Source organism: Emcibacter sp. SYSU 3D8 (assembly GCF_039655875.1).
Classification (GTDB): Bacteria; Pseudomonadota; Alphaproteobacteria; order SMXS01; family SMXS01; genus RI-34.
The window spans coordinates 148301-164539 of sequence record NZ_JBBYXK010000003.1 but is presented as its reverse complement, the minus strand read 5'-3'; the positions used below and the strand labels follow the sequence as shown (position 1 = coordinate 164539).

Here is a 16239-nt window from a genome sequence, read left to right as displayed (position 1 = left end):
GACAAACGGGGACGGAAAGGGGAAAGCATGAGCAGGCTCTGCGAGGGGCGCGTCTGTGTGGTCACGGGCGCGGGACGCGGTATCGGTCGTGAATATTCCAAATTGCTGGCCGAACATGGCGCCAAGGTGCTGGTGAACGATCTGGGCGCGGCGGCCGACGGCGTTGGCGCCGATCAGACGCCGGCGCAACTGGTCGTGGACGAGATCAAGGCCGCAGGTGGCGACGCAGTCGCCAATTATGACGACGTGTCGGACTTCAAGGCAGCCAAGCGGATGATCGACCAGGCCGTCCAGACCTGGGGCAAGCTCGATGTCGTGATCAACAATGCCGGCATCCTGCGCGACCGCATGCTGGTCAACATGACCGAGGAGGAATGGGACGCGGTCATCAGGGTGCACCTGAAAGGCACCTTCGGCCCCGCCCATCACGCCGCCGCCCACTGGCGCGATGTGGCCAAGCAAACCGGCGAGCCGGTCGATGCCCGGATCATCAACACCTCGTCGGTGTCCGGCATCTACGGCAATATCGGCCAGACCAATTACGGTGCGGCAAAGCAGGGCATCGCGGCGTTCAGCATCATCGCCGCACGCGAACTTCGCCGTTACGGCATCACGGTGAACTGCATCGCGCCCGGCGCATTGACCCGCCTTACCGAGAATTTGCGCGAGCGCACCGAGGAAGAGAAGAAACAGGGCGACCCGTTCTGGATCGCGCCCATCGTCACCTGGCTGGCCAGCACGGAATCGAAGGACGTGACCGGCCGCATGTTCGAGGCATCGGGCCGCATCCTCGCCATCGCCGAAGGCTGGCACCGCGGTCCCATCACCGAACCCATCGCCGACCCGACAAACCTAGGGCCGGTGGTGGAACGGCTGGTCGCCAAGGCGCGCAAGAACGCCGGCATGGACGGCATGGACCTTGACTAGAAGGAACGAAAAATGAGCGACTTCACCGCCGATGAGATCAAGCGGCTGCGCGCCCTGCTGGACATCGACGACATCCGCAAGCTGGGCCTGCTCTATTCCCAGTTGCAGGACCACGCCTATCTGGACCGGCTCGTGGACATCTTCACCGAGGATGCGCTGTGCGAGTTCGGCCCCTACGGCACCTGGAACGGCCGCGACGAACTGCGCCGAAACTTCGCCCAGGTGAAGGAGGACATGGGCGGCGAGGCATTCAGTGCCCTGCACGCCAACTCGCATCACTGGGTGGAACTCACCGGCCCGACCAGCGCCGTGGGCCGCCGCTACCTGCTCGACCTGGTGACCAGCCGGCCCAAGAACGACCATCCCTTCATCTGGCTGGGACTTTATGACGAGGAATACCGCAAGGTGGCTGGCGCGTGGAAGATCGCCCGCACCAGCCTGCAGTTCATGTGGCCGGAACGGCATTTCTCGGCGGGCTTCCCTGGCGAGTTCCCGCCCAAGAACTAGGAGCGCTCCGTGCAGGCTGGCTTGGCATTGGAACCCGAACGCTGGGCCGCCAGACGTCAGAGGCCGAGATCTGCGATGTCGAGCCGGGGCTTGCGGTGGCCAAAGGCAGAAAGCCGCGCCGTGCGCTCGGTGACAGGCAGGATGCCGTGAAGTCGATCAAGACCAGGCTGAACACGCTCTACTTCGGCAAGTCCAAGGAATCGATCCGTTTCCAGGCCAAGCTCCTGGTGTTCGACGCCGCCCTGATCGCGTTCTTCATCGTGTCTCCGTTCCTCGAGCATGGCCCCCTGTTTCTCGTCATCGATTACGTCATCGCAGCGGTCCTGCTGATCGACCTTGTGGCGCGGGCCTGGGCGTACGGGAATTTCAGAAAGTGGGTGTCGCGGCCCATCGTCTGGGCGGACATCATTGTACTGCTGTCGCTGGTCATCCCGGTCTATGCGGCCAATCTGGGCTTTCTGCGCATCCTGCGCGCCTATTCGCTGATCAACGGGCAGGCATTCTGGCGCATCATCGGCCACGGCCGCTGGATGAACAGCCATCTGGCGGAATCCGCGAAGGCGATCGCCAATCTCACCGTATTCATCTTCATGATGACGGCGTTGGTGCACAGCGGGTTCGCGGCGCGCGTGCCGGCGGTTGCGTCCTATATGGACTCGCTCTATTTCACCGTCACGACGCTGACGACCACCGGCTACGGGGACATCGTCCTGCCGGGGTTTGGGGGACGGCTGTTGTCGATCCTGATCATGATCGGCGGCGTCTCGCTGTTCTTCCGGCTGGTCCAGGTCACCATGCGCACGCCGAAGGTCCGACACCCGTGCCCGTACTGCGGGCTGATGCGCCATGAAGCGGACGCCGTGCACTGCAAGGCCTGCGGCGCCAGCATCCGTATCGAATACGAGAACGAATGAAGCCGCCGCGGCGCCGTGGGAATCGCAGGCGAACGGCAGCCGGTGTGACGGAGTTTCCCTGCCGCGTCCCACGATTTTTGACATGGGCGGCAACCTCGGCGTTCAATACGGGCCCGGCGCGTCCCATGGCAGCGGCGCAAGCCCAGACCGGCCTGCGGCCAGCAGCGTCCGGCCAACCGATTGGAGAGACAGATGGCCCTGCATGATCATGGTCTCACGCCCAAGCCAGCCTATGTGCCCGACGACCGGGTCGTCGATATCGACATGTACAATCCGGCAAACGTTTCGGCGGATTTCCATCTGGCATGGAAAGCGATCCAGGACGAGGCCAGATACAACGTCATGTGGACTCCGCGCAACGGCGGTCACTGGATAGCGTTGCGCGGCGATGCCCTGACCGGCGCGCTGAACGACTACGAGACATTTTCCAATCGTATCATCCTGGTGCCTCGCTCGATCGGCGAGTTGCACAACATGCTGCCGACCACGCTCGATCCGCCGGAGCATCGCGCCTACCGGAATGTCATCAATCCGGGCTTCGTGCCAAGCCGGATCCGTGGCCTGGAGCCGACCATTCGCTCGATCGCGGTAGAGTTGATCGAGACAGTGCGGGCCTCCGGCGCCTGCAATCTCATCACCGCCTATGCCGAGCAGTTCCCAGTGCGGGTTTTCCTCGCCATGGTCGACTTGCCCCTCGCTGATGCGACAAAGCTGAAGCGCCTGTCCGATCAACTCGTACGGCCGGACGGGTCCATGACCTATGAGGAAATCAGGCAGGCGTTCGATGCCTATGCCCGGCCCTATATCGAGGCGCGCCGGGCCAATCCGGGAGATGATTTTTTCAGTGAAATCGTCAACGCCAAGGTCGGCGGGCGCGAGCTGACCTTCGATGAGTGCATCAACTTCATCACGCAGATCCTGATCGCCGGCCTCGACACCGTCGTCAATTTCCTCGGCTATCTGTTCCTGTATCTGGCGCGAAACCCGGAGGACCGGCAACGGCTCGCAGCGGACAAGTCGCTGATCCCCGCAGCCGTCGAGGAACTCGTACGCCGGTATGGGCTGGTCACCATCGGCCGGCTTGTCACGCGCGATACCGACTTTCATGGCGTCACCCTCAAGAAGGACGACATGATGGTATTGCCGACGCAGTTGCATGGCCTTGACGAGCGGCAGAATGCCGACCCGATGAAGGTTGATTTCGCCCGGCCGCCGCACAGGCATTCAGGCTTCGGCAAAGGTCCGCATCATTGCGTGGGGGCGCCGCTCGCGCGGGTGGAAATACGCATCACCCTGGAAGAGTGGTTGTCGCGCATTCCTGAGTTCAGCCTGGCGCCAGGCGCCGAGATCGAATGCATGGGCGGCATCGTCGGCTGCGTTCGAGACCTGCCGCTGGTGTGGGACCCGGCGACGACCCGCAAGACGACATGACACACGCCGACGCTGCGTCGATTGCGGCGTCAAACTAACGGGCTGCAAGAAAATGGGCGCGAACCCTGCGGCCCGCGCCCATCAGCCAAGTCCTTGAAACCCTATTCGGCCGCCTGCCGCTCGGGCTGCTGGAACAGCGCGTTGAGCTGGTCGTCGGGAGTCTCCAGCAGGCGCTGGACCCAGCCGTGGAATTTCTGTCCGCCCCACTCGTTGCGGCCGAACAGCGAATGAGTCCGGGCGCCGGCACCGAGCGATTCCTGCACCTGCAGGCCGGTCTTGTAGTCCTCGTCGCGGACCACGTTCTCCAGCAGGTCGAACTGCTTGCGGGCACCGTCCTTGCCGGCCTGATCGGGCTCGGATTCCATCATGTAGTACTGGGTGGTGAAGGACTCGCCGACAGTCTCGCCCGGAAACAGCTGCGAGATCATCACGCCGCGCCCGCCGCCCTTGAACGAGGCGATGGAGATATGCGGGAAGATGGTCCAGACGCCGGTCATGATGTCTTCCATCGGCCACTCGCTCTCCGGCATGTTGTCCAGATGCGCGTAACGGTCGGGGGAGGTCACCCGCTGGTGCGGACCCCACGCATAATAATTGGCCTGCGGCGAACGGGCGCCGCCGATGGTGTTCTTGTGCAGCACCGGCAGGTGGTAGAAATCCAGGTAACCGTCATAGGCCACCTTCCAGTTCGGGCCGCGCAGGACGCGCGAGTCGAACAGGTGCCACTTGTCGAAATTGAAGTGGGCGAGCATGTCGTCATAGCCCGACAGGAAGGCCTCCATATCGATGGTCGAGTGCGGATCGAGTACCGCCCAGATCAGGCCGGCACGCTCGATGGTCGGCAACGCGGGCAACCCGTATTCGCTGCGGTCGAACTCGCCGAACTCGTCGCTGGCGGCGACGCCGACCAGATCGCCCTCGTTGTTGTAGGTCCAGCCATGATAGGGGCACACGAACCGGCTGGCCTTGCCGGTGCCGCAGTCGCGCAACTGGGCGCCGCGATGGCCGCAGGCGTTCAGGAACGCACGGGCCTTGCCGTCCTTGCCGCGGGTGATCAGCACCGGTGTGCCGAACGGCGTCATCGCCTTGTAGTCACCCGGGTTCTGCACCTCGGCGCTGGGCGCCAGCATCAGCGGCATGCGCTTGAAGATCAGGTCGATCTCGCGCTTGAAGCGCGCCTCGTCCGTGTAGGCCGACGCCGGCACCTTGTAGACGCCCGGCGCCTGTTCCATGGTGCCCGCCTTGTGGTGCGCGATATTGTGGCGGACGATCTCGACCAGCTTCTCTCTAGACATGGATATCCTCGTTTTCCTGAGCGCGGCTCGTGCCCGCGAATCATGCACCGATATAGCACGACCTCTCCCGCCGTGCGTGGTACGACATGCGTTATATTATGCAGCCTAGCATAAAACAATCAGCTCGATAAACGGCCGATGTTGCCGGATGCCGGCCAGCGCTTTAGGGTTTCGGGAACCTTGGGGAGGGGAACCGATGCCACACGACCGACACAAGCTGTTCGCCTTTTGCGCGGCCATCATGATCTGGCTTGCGGCGCCGGCGGTCCAGGCGACGCCGCAGCCCGCGCCGCCCGGCGGGCCGATAGCAGAATTCGCGGCCAACGATCCCCACAGCATCCAGACCTACAGCTATACTTTGTGGGCACGCATCCTCGACGCGGTGATCGAGCAGGACGACAAGGGCAATAACAGCGTCAATTACGGCGGGCTGGGAATCCAGGGACGCGACGCGCTGGACGCCTTCGTCAACGAAATGACCAACACCCCGGTTGCCCAGCTCAACAGGAACGAACAATTGGCGTTCTGGCTGAACCTTTACAATGCCGCCACGCTGCGGGCGATGTTCGACCGGTTCAACGCCCTGGGGAGCGGCGGACAGGATTTTGCCAGCCGCAACCCATGGGCCGACACCCAGCGGCTCAACATCAAGAAGATGTACACTGACGACGACAATCCGTGGGCTGTCCGCAACCTGACCGTCTCCGGGGTCACCCTGTCGCTGAACGATATCGAACACCGCATCCTCTACGCCTACTGGAAGCCCGGCCTGGTGCTCTACGGATTGTCGTGCCCGCTGCGCGGCTGCCCGGCCCTGAGCAAGGCGCCGTTCCAAGGCTCGCAGGCCGAGCGCCAGCTCGCTGCCGCCGCCGAGCGATTCATCGCCGACACGGACAATGTAAAGCTGAAGGGCGGCGCGCTGCGGCTGTCCGAACTCTATGAGTGGCATCAGGCGGCGCTGGGCGGCGAGACAGGCGTGCTGGCCCATCTGCGTGAGCATGCCGGAGCCCGCCGCGCCGAATTGGCCACCGCGACGCAGATCGCCAGCTACGATTTCAGCTGGAAGCTGGCCGGCAAGCCGCCGCCGTCATCGCGAAAAATGCCGCGCGGGCAAATCAATCGGGGCGCCGGCGCCGGCGGTTCATTCCAGGAGTAGGGCCATGCCACTTCACCCCGCAATCAGCAGCGGCAATGTGGCCGTCATTACCGGCGGCGCGAGCGGTATCGGACTCGCCGCGGCCCGCCGTTTCGCCTCAGCTGGAATGAAAGTCTGCCTGGCCGACGTCAGCGACCGGCTGGAGGCGGCGCGGGCCGAGGTGGCGGCGCTGTCGCGCGACGCGGACGTGATTGCCCTGCGCACCGATGTCAGCCGCATGGACGACGTCCAGCGCCTGAGAGACACAGCCTACGATACGTTTGGCGCGGTGCACGTGCTGATGAACAATGCCGGCATCGGCGCGGGCGGCGGCCCGTTCACCGACTACGCGGGCTGGCAGCAGGTACTGGCGGTCAATCTGTGGGGCGTGATCAATGGCGTGCAGGCTTTCACACCCGCCATGATCGCGCAGGGAACAGCGGGCGCCATCGTCAACACCGGCTCCAAGCAGGGCATCACCTGTCCACCCGGCAACACTGCCTACAATGTCACCAAAGCAGGCATCAAGGTGCTGACCGAAGGGCTGCAGCACGAGTTGCGCAACACGCCCGGCTGCCGGATCAGCGCCCATCTGCTGGTGCCCGGCTTCACCTTCACCGGCATCACAAAGGGCAACCGCGCGGAAAAGCCGCCCGGCGCGTGGACCGCCGATCAGGTGGTCGATTATGCCATGGACGCCATGGCCGCTGGCGACTTCTACGTCATCTGTCCCGACAACGACGTCTCGAGCGACATGGACCGAAAGCGTATCCGGTGGTCGGCGGACGACATCGTCAGGAACCGGCCGCCGCTTTCCCGCTGGCATCCGGACTATAAAAGCAAGTTCGAGGCATTTAAGCTGGATTAGGGTAGGCTGAATCGACCGGGTGGCCGGGGACCCGTTCCCCGTGTGATGCTTCGAATTGACGGATGTTACGGAGCAGCACATAACTGCCGCCCCAAGCTGACGAAGGGCGCAACTTGACGCTGCCATCCATCCACGCATTCGCCACCATTCTCCTGACCATTGGCACCTTTTGGCTGTTCGCGACCGGCAAGCTCCGGATCGAGCTGGTGTCGATGATGGTGATCGGCATCCTGGCGCTGGGCTTCTATTTCTTTCCGCTGGAGACCGGCGAGGGCTTCACCGGAATGGCCATCGCCTTTGGCGGCTTTGGACACGAGGCCCTGGTCGCCATCTGCTGCCTGATGATCCTGGGACGCGGGCTGGTGGTGACCGGTGCGCTGGAGCCCGCCGGTCGCTTCCTCGCCCGGCTGTGGCGCGCGAACAAGCCGCTGGGCATGCTGTGCAGCCTCGTCATCGCTGCCGGCCTGAGCATGGTCGTCAACGACACGCCGGTCATGGTGCTGACCCTGCCGATCCTGCTCAATCTGGCGACCCGGGTGGGCGTGCCGGCGTCCAAGACGCTGATGCCGGTCAACTGCGCGATCCTGATCGGCGGCATGGCGACCACGATCGGCACCTCGACCAACCTGCTCGTCACCTCCATCGCGGCCGATCTGGGTCTGCCACGCTTCAGCGTGTTCCATTTCGCCGACATCGCGCTGATGGCGGGCGTTATCGCCCTGCCCTATCTGTGGTTCGTCATGCCCCGGCTGCTGCCGAGCAACTCGTCGGCGGCATCCGGATCGTCACGGCTGTTCGAGGCCGCGCTGTTCATCGTGCCGCAGAGCACCGTGGTCGGGACGCCGACCAGCGAGCTGGAAAAGCGCATCGGCCACGAGCTGAAGATCACCTCGGTCATTCGCCCCGACTTCATGGAATACGGCGCCCAGGCTGTCAGCAAGCTGGAGCCCGGCGATCTCGTCAGGGTCGAGGGCACCATGGCCCACCTGCGCGAGGCCAGCGAGGACCTGAAGGCGCCGCTCGCCCATCCCACCGTGCTGGAGACCCTGCGATCCCTGCGCGACGACCCCGCCGACGATGACGACGATGTGGTCGCCGAACTGGTGGTGGGCGCGGATTCGCCGCTGACCGGTCAGTCCATCAAGTCGGCGCAGATCGCCGATCGCTACGGCGTGGTGGCAATCGGTCTGCACCGGCCGAACCGCACATTGTTCGCGGAACCGCATCACTCGGCCGACGAAGTGCTGGAATTGGGCGACGTGGTGCTGGTCCAGGGAACGGCGCAGCGGCTGCGGGCCATGGAACTGGGCGAGAGCGCCCTGGTCCTGGAAGGTGCTGCAGAGATGCCGCGCAGCGGCAAGGCCAGCGTCGCGATGGCCATTATGGCCGCGGTCGTGTTCCTGGCATCGTTCAAGCTGATGCCGATCTCGATTGCCGCGCTGGGCGGCTCCATCGCCATGATCGCGACCGGGTGCATCCGGTTCGACCGCATCGGCCGCGCCCTCAGCGCCCAGGTGATCGTGCTGGTCGCCGCCAGCATCGCCCTGGGACGGGCATTGATGGAGACAGGTGCCGCCGGATGGCTTGGCGAGATATTCGCCGTCGTGCTGCAGCCCTTGCCGGCTGCGGCCGTCCTGGCCGCGATGATGCTGTTCGCGACCCTGCTGACCAATTTCGCGTCCAACACCGCGGCGGCGGCAGTCTGCACGCCCATCGCCGTCAGCCTGGCGAAGACGCTCGGCATCCCGGCCGAGCCGCTGGTGCTCGCGGTCCTGTTCGGCGCCAATCTTTGCTACGCGACACCGTTCGCCTACCAGACCAATATTCTCATCATGTCGGCCGGCGGCTACGAATTCCGCGACTATCTGCGCGCCGGTGCGCCGCTGGTGGTGATCATGATCGTGTCGCTCTCGGTCCTGCTGGTGCTGCGCTACAACTTGTAGCGCAGCCTCGCCGGCCTAGCCTTGGGGCAACTCGTCATACTGGGTCAACTCCACGGGGCCGGCGACGAATTCGCCGAACCGGGGAATCGCCGCCTTCATATGCGGCGCCGTGCCGTGGGCGTCGATGGCTGCCTGGTCGGTCCAGCGTTCGATGAACACGTACTCGCCTTTCCGCTCGGTGCGGAACAGGCTGTAGAACAGATTGCCCGGCTCGTTGGCCCGGACGGCGTCGATGACGCCCTTGCAGAAATCCTCGAAGGCCTGCTCCTTGCCGTCCTGGATCTTTACCCGCGCGGTCACTCCGATCATCGTGCTCACCATACCTGCTCGAGAATTTCAACCTGCACGTCGCCTTCCAGCATGGCGCCGACCTTCGGCATCACGGCAGCGACATGATCCGAATTGCCGTGCGCATCCAGCGCGCCACGGTCCCTGTAGGCTTCCAGCGCCACGAATACCTGCGGGTCCTTCGTGGCATAGCCGCGGTAGAAGTGATTGCCTTGTTCCTGCGATTCCACGGTGCGGGTCATGCCCGCCATATGGGTGCGGAATGCGTCGACCTGCTCCGCCTTGATACGGAGGGTTGCGATAACGCCGATCATGCTCGTCTCCCCTTGTGCGGGCCGAGCATAACGCCCGGCCACGAGCACTGACAACCGCGGTTCACGCGCCCGGCACCGCTTCCGCCGCGCGCGGCGCTGGCCGGGGCGGATGCAGGAATGCCATGGCGATGATCGACGGCACCAGCAGCGCCAGCAGCATGTAATAGGCGCCGTCATAGCTGCCGGTGACATCGCGGACCCAGCCCGCGAGGACTGCGCCGAACGACCCCAGCGTAATCAGGAACAGCAGCATGCCCATGACCTTGCCGAAGTCGCGGGCGCCGAACTGGCGGGCGCAGAACACGCCGAGCAGGGTGAATTCACCGGCCGCCACCCCCATCAACGCGGCGAACGCCCAGATCGCCGGCATGGACGGCCGGCCGATCAGCAGCAGCGCGCTGGCGGCAAGGCAGGCCATGGCGATCCAGTACAGCGTCCGCAGACCGAAACGGTCGCTGAGCGCACCGAATGCCAGCTTCGAGGCCATCTGGCCGGCGGCGCTGATCGACACGATGAACGCGGCGGTCTGCGCGTCGAGGCCGATGTCGGCCGCATAGGGCCCCCAGTTCTGCTGGATGCCGCGAAACGCGAAGTTGGGCGTGAAGAATGCGATGGCGAGAATCCAGAACGCCCGGTTGCCGAGAATCTCGCGCAGTGTCCACGCCCGTCCATCCATGATTGTGCGCGCCATCGCGGCCTCGTCGCCGGCCGGTTCGGGTTCGAGCCCCATGTCCTCGGGACGGCTTCGCACCACCAGCCACGCAGCGGGCAGGGCGACGGCAGCGACCAGTGCGGCCAGCGCCAGATGGGCGTGGCGCCAGCCCAGCTCGCCGATCAGCCAGGTGGTCAATGGCGGCATCAGGAACCCGCCCATGGCGAGGCCGCTGATGCCGATACCGATGGCAAAACCCCGGTTGCGTCGAAACCATGCGGCGCCCAGCGCCTGCGCGACCAGTGGCCCGGTCAGCAACAGGGCGACGCCGACGAGGGTGGCGTAGATGGCGCCCACCTGCCATGCAGCACTGGCCTGCGACAGCATCACATAGGCCAACACGAACGAAGCGATTCCGCCGCACACCAATATCCGGATCGGCACCCGCGCCATGGCGCGGCCCGCGAACGGCGCCATGGCGCCCATGGCGGCGATGGAAAACGACGTACTCCACATCAAATCGGCCCGGCTGGCGCCGAACTCGGCCATCCAGTGGGTCACCCAGAAGGTAAAGGAATACATGGCCAGGCCATAGACCAGCGCCTGACACATGAACGCCACGGCCATGACGTTCCAGCCGTAATACAAGCGCATGAACCCGTCGCCTCCCCGAAATTCCCCGGGGTCGATGCTAGTTCATCCGATCCATCATCGACACCCGAAACGCGGAACAGGCCCGGCACATTGTCGCGCGGCCGGGCCTGTGGATGGCGGAAAGTGGATGTCAGAAGGAGGCGGAACGTCTCCGGCGCCGGACCAGCGCCAGGCCCATCAGGCCGGCGCACAGAAGCCCCAGCGCGCCGGGTTCCGGCACATCGACCGTGAAGGCAACTTGGTCCACATGGGGAGAGATCGCCGAGTTCCCGCCAAGGGCCTGGAAGACCAGCCGGATGGTTTCACCGGCGGCGACAGTCACGTTGAAGACATTCGGCGTCCACAGGGCGTTGTTCATCGCCATCGAGGAGGGCGCGAGGATCGTGCCGGAAATGGTACCCACCAGCGAAACCGCGCCCAGCGCCGCCTGGCGCGGCCAGGCGTCGAAGCTCAGCACAGCCGAACTCGAGGTGATGTTGAGCGGCACCGTGAACAGCTGGAATACGGAATCGCTGCCATTGTTGGCGTTCAGCTCCAGGCTCTGGCCGGTCGACAGGCCATCGCTGCCCGTCGTCGGCGATCCCAGGAAGCCCTGCTGCCACAACTCGATGCCGCTGCCGGTGGTGCCCCAGCCGGGAACGCCATTGGTCGGAAAGATGGTGTAGTCGGTGACACTGCCGGGCGTTTCGAACTCGCCATTGGAAATCAGGTTGACGGGTGTCGCCTGCGCGGCGCCCGTCGTCACGATCACGGCAAAAGCCGCCGCAACAAAACCCATTCCCAAACGCATTCGCTGTCCATTGCCCGATTGGCGCGCCTTGCGGCACTCACTATTTATTTCGAATTTTATATATCATCCGGGCGTCGGACACAAGGAGCGATCCTGCAGGGAACCCTGGAGCCGTCAGGGCTGCTCCTCGAGATACAGGCTGTAGCCGGGCCGCCACAGCTCGTGCGCACGCTTCCAGGTGGCGAAGGATTGCAGGATGTGCGGCGGGTCGCCGTGGATTTCGGTGAAGCAGCCGTTGACCGAGCGCGTATCGAAATAGGCGGCGTCGACCTTGTCGGCATAGAGCCGGCAGGCGCATTCAAAGCCCATGTCGAGCAATCGCTGGTACTCGACCTCGAAGTCATGGACCAGCACGCCAACATGGTGGTGACCTTCCTCGCCCCGCTTGAACATGTCGCGGTAGATGGAGGCCTTCTCGTCGTGCTGCTCGATGAACTGCACCATGATGTCGCCCTGATAGCCGAAGGCATAGGACACGTCGGCTTCCGTGTCGGTGCCGCGATAGTCGAACTTGTCGGTCTTGTGGTGCGGCACGCGGCGAAACGGGCCGGCGCCGAACAGCCGGTTCCAGCGCTTGATCGCATCCTCGATATCGTCGACGAAATAGGCTTCCTGAAACAGGCTGTACTTGGTCACGGTCATGGTCGGTCTCCTTCCCCTGGGAGCGGCAGTATCCCGAACGTCCATGCCGAATACAAGCACCCTTGCAGAAAAGTCTCAGAGCTTGATTTCGTAGCGCGCCACGGCCGCCTCATCCCACTCGACGCCGGAGCCGGGCCGGGTGGACGGCTCGAGGATGCCGTTCGCGGCGCTGACCGGTTCGGTGAGGATCGGACTCGCCCATTCGAGGAATTCGAGCCAGTGCGCCGTGGGCGTGACGGACATCATCTGGGCGCTGATTTCCGGAAAGAAGTGGCTGGACAAAGGCACGCCGTGCGCCTCGGCCAGCGCCGCGCATTGCAACCAGCCGGTGACGCCGCCGATACGGCCGATGTCGATCATGACGCAGTCGGTGGCCTGGGCCTTCACCGCCCGGGCCATGTCCTGCACGTTCCACCAGTTCTCGCCCATCTGGATCGGCGTACGGAAGTCGCGGGCCAGCGCGGCGTGGCCATCCAGATCGCCTGAATCCAGCGGCTCCTCGACCCACAGCAACCCTTCCGGCTCGAGCGCGGCCATGCGCGCGGCGGCCTCGATGTTGGACAGCCGCATATTGTAGTCGACCATCAGCTTCATGCCCGGCACCTCGGCACCGATGGCGCGGATCACCGCGAGGTCATCGTCGGCGGTCGGATAGCCCAGCTTGATCTTGATGGTGGCGAAACCGGCATCGGCCAGTTCGCGCGCCTCGCGCGCCACCGAGTCCGGGCCGCCCAGACCGGTGCTGTCATAGGTGGCAAGCGGCTTGGCCGTGCCACCCAGTAACCGGGCAAGCGGCAGGCCGGCCGAGCACGCCAGCGCATCCCAGGCAGCCATGTCGATCACCGACAGCACCATGGCGGCGATCCCCTGCATGCCCAGATAGCGGAAGCTGCTCCAGATCTTGCGGTTGATGGCCAGCGGCTCGAGGTCCATGCCGACGAGCAGCGGTTCCATGTTGCGGGTCATGGCCACCAGCGGCGCGACCGCCTCGTCGTGATAGCAGAACAGATAGGCGCGGCCCGTGACGCCCGCGTCTGTCTCCAGATCCAGCAGCAGCAGGGGCGATTTGGTGAACTTCGCCGTATGGAAGATCAGTGGCCGGGGGCGCGGCACGACGGCGGCACGTACACGCAATCCGGTGATTTTCGGGGTCATGGCTGTTTCCTGTTCCGGGGACTGCGCAGTCTTAGCCGGGATCGTCCGCGCCGCCAACACCGGGCCTTGCCATTTTTTATATCGCGATATAATTAATGGCATCGCAAACCTGGGAGCCCGCCATGGAACTGGATTTCGCCAAACTGTCCCGCCCCGAACGCTACAAGCTGCTGGTGTCGACCGTGGTGCCGCGCCCCATCGCCCTGGTTACCACCGTCAGCAAGGACGGCATCGTCAATTCGGCGCCTTTCAGCTTTTTCAATGCCATGAGCAGCGAACCGCCGCTGGTGGTGCTGGGGCTGGAGGTCACCGATTATTCACCGCGCAAGGACACCGGCGACAACATCCGCGACACCGGCGAATTTGTCGTCAGCCTGGTCAGCGAGGCAATCGCACCGCACATGAATCTGTGCGCCATGGACTTCCCCGCCGAGGAGGACGAGATGGACAGCGCCGGTCTGACCGCCGTGCCCGGCGTGAAGGTGAACGTGCCCTACATCAAGGAATCGCCGGTCAGCTTCGAGTGCAAGCGCATGACCACCATGGAAGTGGGCACCGGCAACCGCATCGTCGTCGGCGAGGTGGTCTACATGCACATCGACGATGCCTGTTTCGACGCTGAGAAGATGTATGTGGACGCGCCCATGCTGAAGCTGATCGGCCGCATGCATGGCGGCGGCTGGTACACGACGACGGCCGGCATGTTCAACATGCCGCGCATCGCCTATGCCGACTGGGCGGTCGAGCGGAAGCGGCCCTAGGCCGCCCGCCAGCCATCCGGCGTGATGATGCGGATGGGATCGCTGCCGTCCCAATCGACGGAGGCGCGGCGCACCATCTCGTTGCGGGCGAGGATGCCGGGCGAGGCGCTGATCACCTCGGTGAAGATGTCGAAGTCCTTGCGGGTGTCGAAATAGCCGAACTTCACCGAGCCGTCGGGCGCGCCGCCTTCCATGGCGGTGGCGTAACCGGCCTGCTCGTAATAGGCCTTGTCGGCGGCGAAATCGTCGGTGTAGGTGCAGACGTGGTGAAACCCGGTCTGCCCTTCGGGAACCATGTCCCGGTAGACGCTGGGGCCCTTGCTGTGCTGGAAGATCAGCTCGATCTGCACCGACTGGGCCTGCGCCAGGCCCACGGACAGCCGCAGCTCCGAAGGCTGGCCGCGATAGAGCGTGCCGTCCAGGTTCAGCTGCTCGAGCACATAGAACGGGCCGATACCGTAGAAGTCGAGCCATCGCGTCATGGCGGCTTCCAGGTCGTTCACCACCCAGGCGTTCTGGAACACGTTTCTGTCGGTCGGCAGCCGCATCGAATTTCCCCATGATTGCGCAATTGCGGCCCTGACTGTGAAAGCTCCGGCGGCCAAGCGCAAGGCGGCCAGCGCCGACCCTGTTGACCTTGGCCTCTTCCGGCCCATCTTCCGGCGACGCCCACCAGGGAACCCATATGCGCCTGCCCTCCCTCTTCCTGATCGTCATGGCGCTTGTCGGCGCGCTCCACGGCTATATCGGCATCCGGCTGCTGCCCGACCTGCCGGTGAGCGGCACCTGGCGCCTGGCGGGCGCCGGCATGCTGACGGCGTCGTTCCTGCTGATGCCCATGAGCGTGGCGTCGCGGGGAGTCCGGCAACAACCCTTGTCCGATATCCTGGCCTGGGCCGGCTCGCTGTTCATGGGCTTGTTCTCGTCGCTGCTGATCCTGACCCTGATCCGTGATCTGGTGCTGCTGGGCATGGCCCTGTCCGCGTCCGATCCGGCGTTCACCCGCTTCGCGGTCCGCTCTGCCGTGGCCGTCCCGGTCCTGGCTGTCCTGGCGACACTGATCGGCTTGATCAACGCACGACGGCGCGCCCAGATCAAGCATGTGGAGGTGCCCATTGACGGCCTGCCCGATGCGCTCCACGGTTTCGTCATCGCCCAGATCACCGACATCCATGTAGGACCGACCATCAAACGGCGGTACCTCGATGCCATCGTCGATGCCGTCAACGGCATTGGCGCCGACCTGATCGCGGTGACCGGCGATGTGGTCGACGGCAATGTGCGCGACCTGGCGCATCACACCCAGCCCCTGTCGCGGTTGACCGCGCGGCACGGCGCCTTCTTCGTCACCGGCAATCACGAATATTATTCGGGCGCGCCGGCCTGGACTGCCGAGATGCGGCGGCTGGGCCTGATCGTGCTGGTGAACGGTCACAACGTACTGGACCACGACGGCGCGTTGCTGGTGATCGCCGGGGTACCGGATTACAGCGCCCATCACTTCGACCCCGCCGAGCGCAGCGATCCGGCCGCCGCCATCCGCGGCGCGCCCGAGGGTCTGCCGCGTATCCTGCTGGCGCACCAGCCGCGCAGCGCAGCGGCCGCCGCTGAGGCCGGTTTTCACCTGCAGTTGTCCGGTCATACCCATGGCGGCCAGTTCTGGCCCTGGAACCATTTCGTCCGGCTGCAGCAGCCGTTCATCGGCGGCCTGGACCGACTCGGCGATCTGTGGGTCTATACCAGCCGCGGCACCGGCTATTGGGGCCCACCCAAGCGTCTGGGCGTGCCATCGGAGATCACCCGGATCCGGCTGATTCCGGCCGGTTGACTCGAATCCCCTTCGCTTGTGCGAAACGGCACGGCTGACGTGCGCGGCGCGGTAGCCTTGACATCCTCCCAGGCGGCGCACCTATACTGATGCCAATTCCTGGCAGGCCGGTTCGAGTCATTCTGCAGCGCAACA

Annotated in this window: 17 protein-coding genes; 9 read left to right on the top strand and 8 right to left on the bottom strand. The window is 64.6% G+C overall.

Annotated elements, in window-relative coordinates; translation table 11 throughout:
- Positions 1-27: 27 nt before the first annotated feature.
- The 4 genes from WJU21_RS11905 to WJU21_RS11890 all read left to right on the top strand — a co-directional run bounded on the left by WJU21_RS11905 (position 28) and on the right by WJU21_RS11890 (position 3779).
- Entirely contained in the window at positions 28-927 is a 900-nt protein-coding gene (locus tag WJU21_RS11905; protein WP_346323657.1) for an SDR family oxidoreductase, read from the top strand.
- Between the two features lie 12 nt (positions 928-939).
- The gene (locus tag WJU21_RS11900; protein WP_346323656.1) at positions 940-1434 is read left to right on the top strand and encodes a nuclear transport factor 2 family protein; all 495 of its coding nucleotides are present in this window, start codon (positions 940-942) and stop codon (positions 1432-1434) included.
- Positions 1435-1529: 95 nt separating this feature from the next.
- Entirely contained in the window at positions 1530-2348 is an 819-nt protein-coding gene (locus WJU21_RS11895) for an ion channel (protein WP_346323655.1), read from the top strand.
- Positions 2349-2540: 192 nt separating this feature from the next.
- The gene (locus WJU21_RS11890) at positions 2541-3779 is read left to right on the top strand and encodes a cytochrome P450 (protein WP_346323654.1); all 1239 of its coding nucleotides are present in this window, start codon (positions 2541-2543) and stop codon (positions 3777-3779) included.
- Between the two features lie 101 nt (positions 3780-3880).
- Here WJU21_RS11890 and WJU21_RS11885 read toward each other — a convergent pair whose 3' ends face one another.
- Positions 3881-5074 (bottom strand): aromatic ring-hydroxylating dioxygenase subunit alpha, encoded by a 1194-nt coding sequence (locus WJU21_RS11885; RefSeq protein ID WP_346323653.1) that lies wholly within the window; start codon positions 5072-5074, stop codon positions 3881-3883.
- 196 nt (positions 5075-5270) lie between these two features.
- On the opposite strand from WJU21_RS11885, the gene WJU21_RS11880 reads away from it, so the two are divergent.
- The 3 genes from WJU21_RS11880 to WJU21_RS11870 all read left to right on the top strand — a co-directional run bounded on the left by WJU21_RS11880 (position 5271) and on the right by WJU21_RS11870 (position 9020).
- Positions 5271-6230, top strand: a complete 960-nt coding sequence (locus WJU21_RS11880) for a DUF547 domain-containing protein (RefSeq protein WP_346323652.1) — start codon at positions 5271-5273, stop codon at positions 6228-6230.
- 4 nt (positions 6231-6234) lie between these two features.
- Positions 6235-7077, top strand: a complete 843-nt coding sequence (locus WJU21_RS11875; protein ID WP_346323651.1) for an SDR family NAD(P)-dependent oxidoreductase — start codon at positions 6235-6237, stop codon at positions 7075-7077.
- A gap of 113 nt (positions 7078-7190) precedes the next feature.
- Positions 7191-9020, top strand: a complete 1830-nt coding sequence (locus tag WJU21_RS11870; protein ID WP_346323650.1) for an SLC13 family permease — start codon at positions 7191-7193, stop codon at positions 9018-9020.
- A gap of 15 nt (positions 9021-9035) precedes the next feature.
- Here WJU21_RS11870 and WJU21_RS11865 read toward each other — a convergent pair whose 3' ends face one another.
- From WJU21_RS11865 to WJU21_RS11840, 6 genes are all read right to left on the bottom strand, one after another.
- Positions 9036-9329, bottom strand: coding sequence for a putative quinol monooxygenase (locus WJU21_RS11865; protein ID WP_346323649.1), 294 nt, complete (start codon positions 9327-9329; stop codon positions 9036-9038).
- Positions 9330-9334: 5 nt separating this feature from the next.
- The gene (locus WJU21_RS11860) at positions 9335-9622 is read right to left on the bottom strand and encodes a putative quinol monooxygenase (RefSeq protein WP_346323648.1); all 288 of its coding nucleotides are present in this window, start codon (positions 9620-9622) and stop codon (positions 9335-9337) included.
- A gap of 61 nt (positions 9623-9683) precedes the next feature.
- Entirely contained in the window at positions 9684-10928 is a 1245-nt protein-coding gene (locus WJU21_RS11855) for an MFS transporter (protein ID WP_346323647.1), read from the bottom strand.
- Between the two features lie 130 nt (positions 10929-11058).
- A complete protein-coding gene (locus WJU21_RS11850) occupies positions 11059-11706 on the bottom strand; it encodes a PEP-CTERM sorting domain-containing protein (RefSeq protein WP_346323646.1) in 648 nt (215 codons plus the stop codon).
- A 126-nt stretch (positions 11707-11832) separates the two neighbouring features.
- Positions 11833-12360 carry a VOC family protein gene (locus tag WJU21_RS11845; RefSeq protein ID WP_346323645.1) on the bottom strand — a complete coding sequence of 176 codons (528 nt, stop codon included), beginning with the start codon at positions 12358-12360 and terminating at the stop codon, positions 11833-11835.
- Between the two features lie 75 nt (positions 12361-12435).
- Positions 12436-13515, bottom strand: a complete 1080-nt coding sequence (locus WJU21_RS11840) for an enolase C-terminal domain-like protein (RefSeq protein ID WP_346323644.1) — start codon at positions 13513-13515, stop codon at positions 12436-12438.
- 122 nt (positions 13516-13637) lie between these two features.
- Here WJU21_RS11840 and WJU21_RS11835 point away from each other — a divergent pair, with 122 nt between their 5' ends.
- Positions 13638-14276, top strand: coding sequence for a flavin reductase family protein (locus WJU21_RS11835; protein ID WP_346323643.1), 639 nt, complete (start codon positions 13638-13640; stop codon positions 14274-14276).
- Here WJU21_RS11835 and WJU21_RS11830 read toward each other — a convergent pair.
- Positions 14273-14824, bottom strand: coding sequence for a VOC family protein (locus WJU21_RS11830; RefSeq protein ID WP_346323642.1), 552 nt, complete (start codon positions 14822-14824; stop codon positions 14273-14275). The genes WJU21_RS11835 and WJU21_RS11830 overlap by 4 nt on opposite strands.
- A 137-nt stretch (positions 14825-14961) precedes the next feature.
- Here WJU21_RS11830 and WJU21_RS11825 point away from each other — a divergent pair, with 137 nt between their 5' ends.
- On the top strand, positions 14962-16104 hold the full coding sequence (locus tag WJU21_RS11825) for a metallophosphoesterase (RefSeq protein WP_346323641.1): 1143 nt from the start codon (positions 14962-14964) through the stop codon (positions 16102-16104).
- The last annotated feature ends 135 nt before the right edge of the window (positions 16105-16239 follow it).

What these genes read in the sequence shown, in the direction of transcription:
- WJU21_RS11905 (WP_346323657.1), top strand. Translation starts at nt 28, where the DNA reads ATGAGCAGGCTCTGCGAGGGGCGCGTCTGTGTGGTCACGGGCGCGGGA.
- WJU21_RS11900 (WP_346323656.1), top strand. Translation starts at nt 940, where the DNA reads ATGAGCGACTTCACCGCCGATGAGATCAAGCGGCTGCGCGCCCTGCTG.
- WJU21_RS11890 (WP_346323654.1), top strand. Translation starts at nt 2,541, where the DNA reads ATGGCCCTGCATGATCATGGTCTCACGCCCAAGCCAGCCTATGTGCCC.
- WJU21_RS11885 (WP_346323653.1), bottom strand. Translation starts at nt 5,074, where the DNA reads ATGTCTAGAGAGAAGCTGGTCGAGATCGTCCGCCACAATATCGCGCAC.
- WJU21_RS11880 (WP_346323652.1), top strand. Translation starts at nt 5,271, where the DNA reads ATGCCACACGACCGACACAAGCTGTTCGCCTTTTGCGCGGCCATCATG.
- WJU21_RS11875 (WP_346323651.1), top strand. Translation starts at nt 6,235, where the DNA reads ATGCCACTTCACCCCGCAATCAGCAGCGGCAATGTGGCCGTCATTACC.
- WJU21_RS11865 (WP_346323649.1), bottom strand. Translation starts at nt 9,329, where the DNA reads ATGATCGGAGTGACCGCGCGGGTAAAGATCCAGGACGGCAAGGAGCAG.
- WJU21_RS11860 (WP_346323648.1), bottom strand. Translation starts at nt 9,622, where the DNA reads ATGATCGGCGTTATCGCAACCCTCCGTATCAAGGCGGAGCAGGTCGAC.
- WJU21_RS11855 (WP_346323647.1), bottom strand. Translation starts at nt 10,928, where the DNA reads ATGCGCTTGTATTACGGCTGGAACGTCATGGCCGTGGCGTTCATGTGT.
- WJU21_RS11850 (WP_346323646.1), bottom strand. Translation starts at nt 11,706, where the DNA reads ATGGGTTTTGTTGCGGCGGCTTTTGCCGTGATCGTGACGACGGGCGCC.
- WJU21_RS11845 (WP_346323645.1), bottom strand. Translation starts at nt 12,360, where the DNA reads ATGACCGTGACCAAGTACAGCCTGTTTCAGGAAGCCTATTTCGTCGAC.
- WJU21_RS11840 (WP_346323644.1), bottom strand. Translation starts at nt 13,515, where the DNA reads ATGACCCCGAAAATCACCGGATTGCGTGTACGTGCCGCCGTCGTGCCG.
- WJU21_RS11835 (WP_346323643.1), top strand. Translation starts at nt 13,638, where the DNA reads ATGGAACTGGATTTCGCCAAACTGTCCCGCCCCGAACGCTACAAGCTG.
- WJU21_RS11830 (WP_346323642.1), bottom strand. Translation starts at nt 14,824, where the DNA reads ATGCGGCTGCCGACCGACAGAAACGTGTTCCAGAACGCCTGGGTGGTG.
- WJU21_RS11825 (WP_346323641.1), top strand. Translation starts at nt 14,962, where the DNA reads ATGCGCCTGCCCTCCCTCTTCCTGATCGTCATGGCGCTTGTCGGCGCG.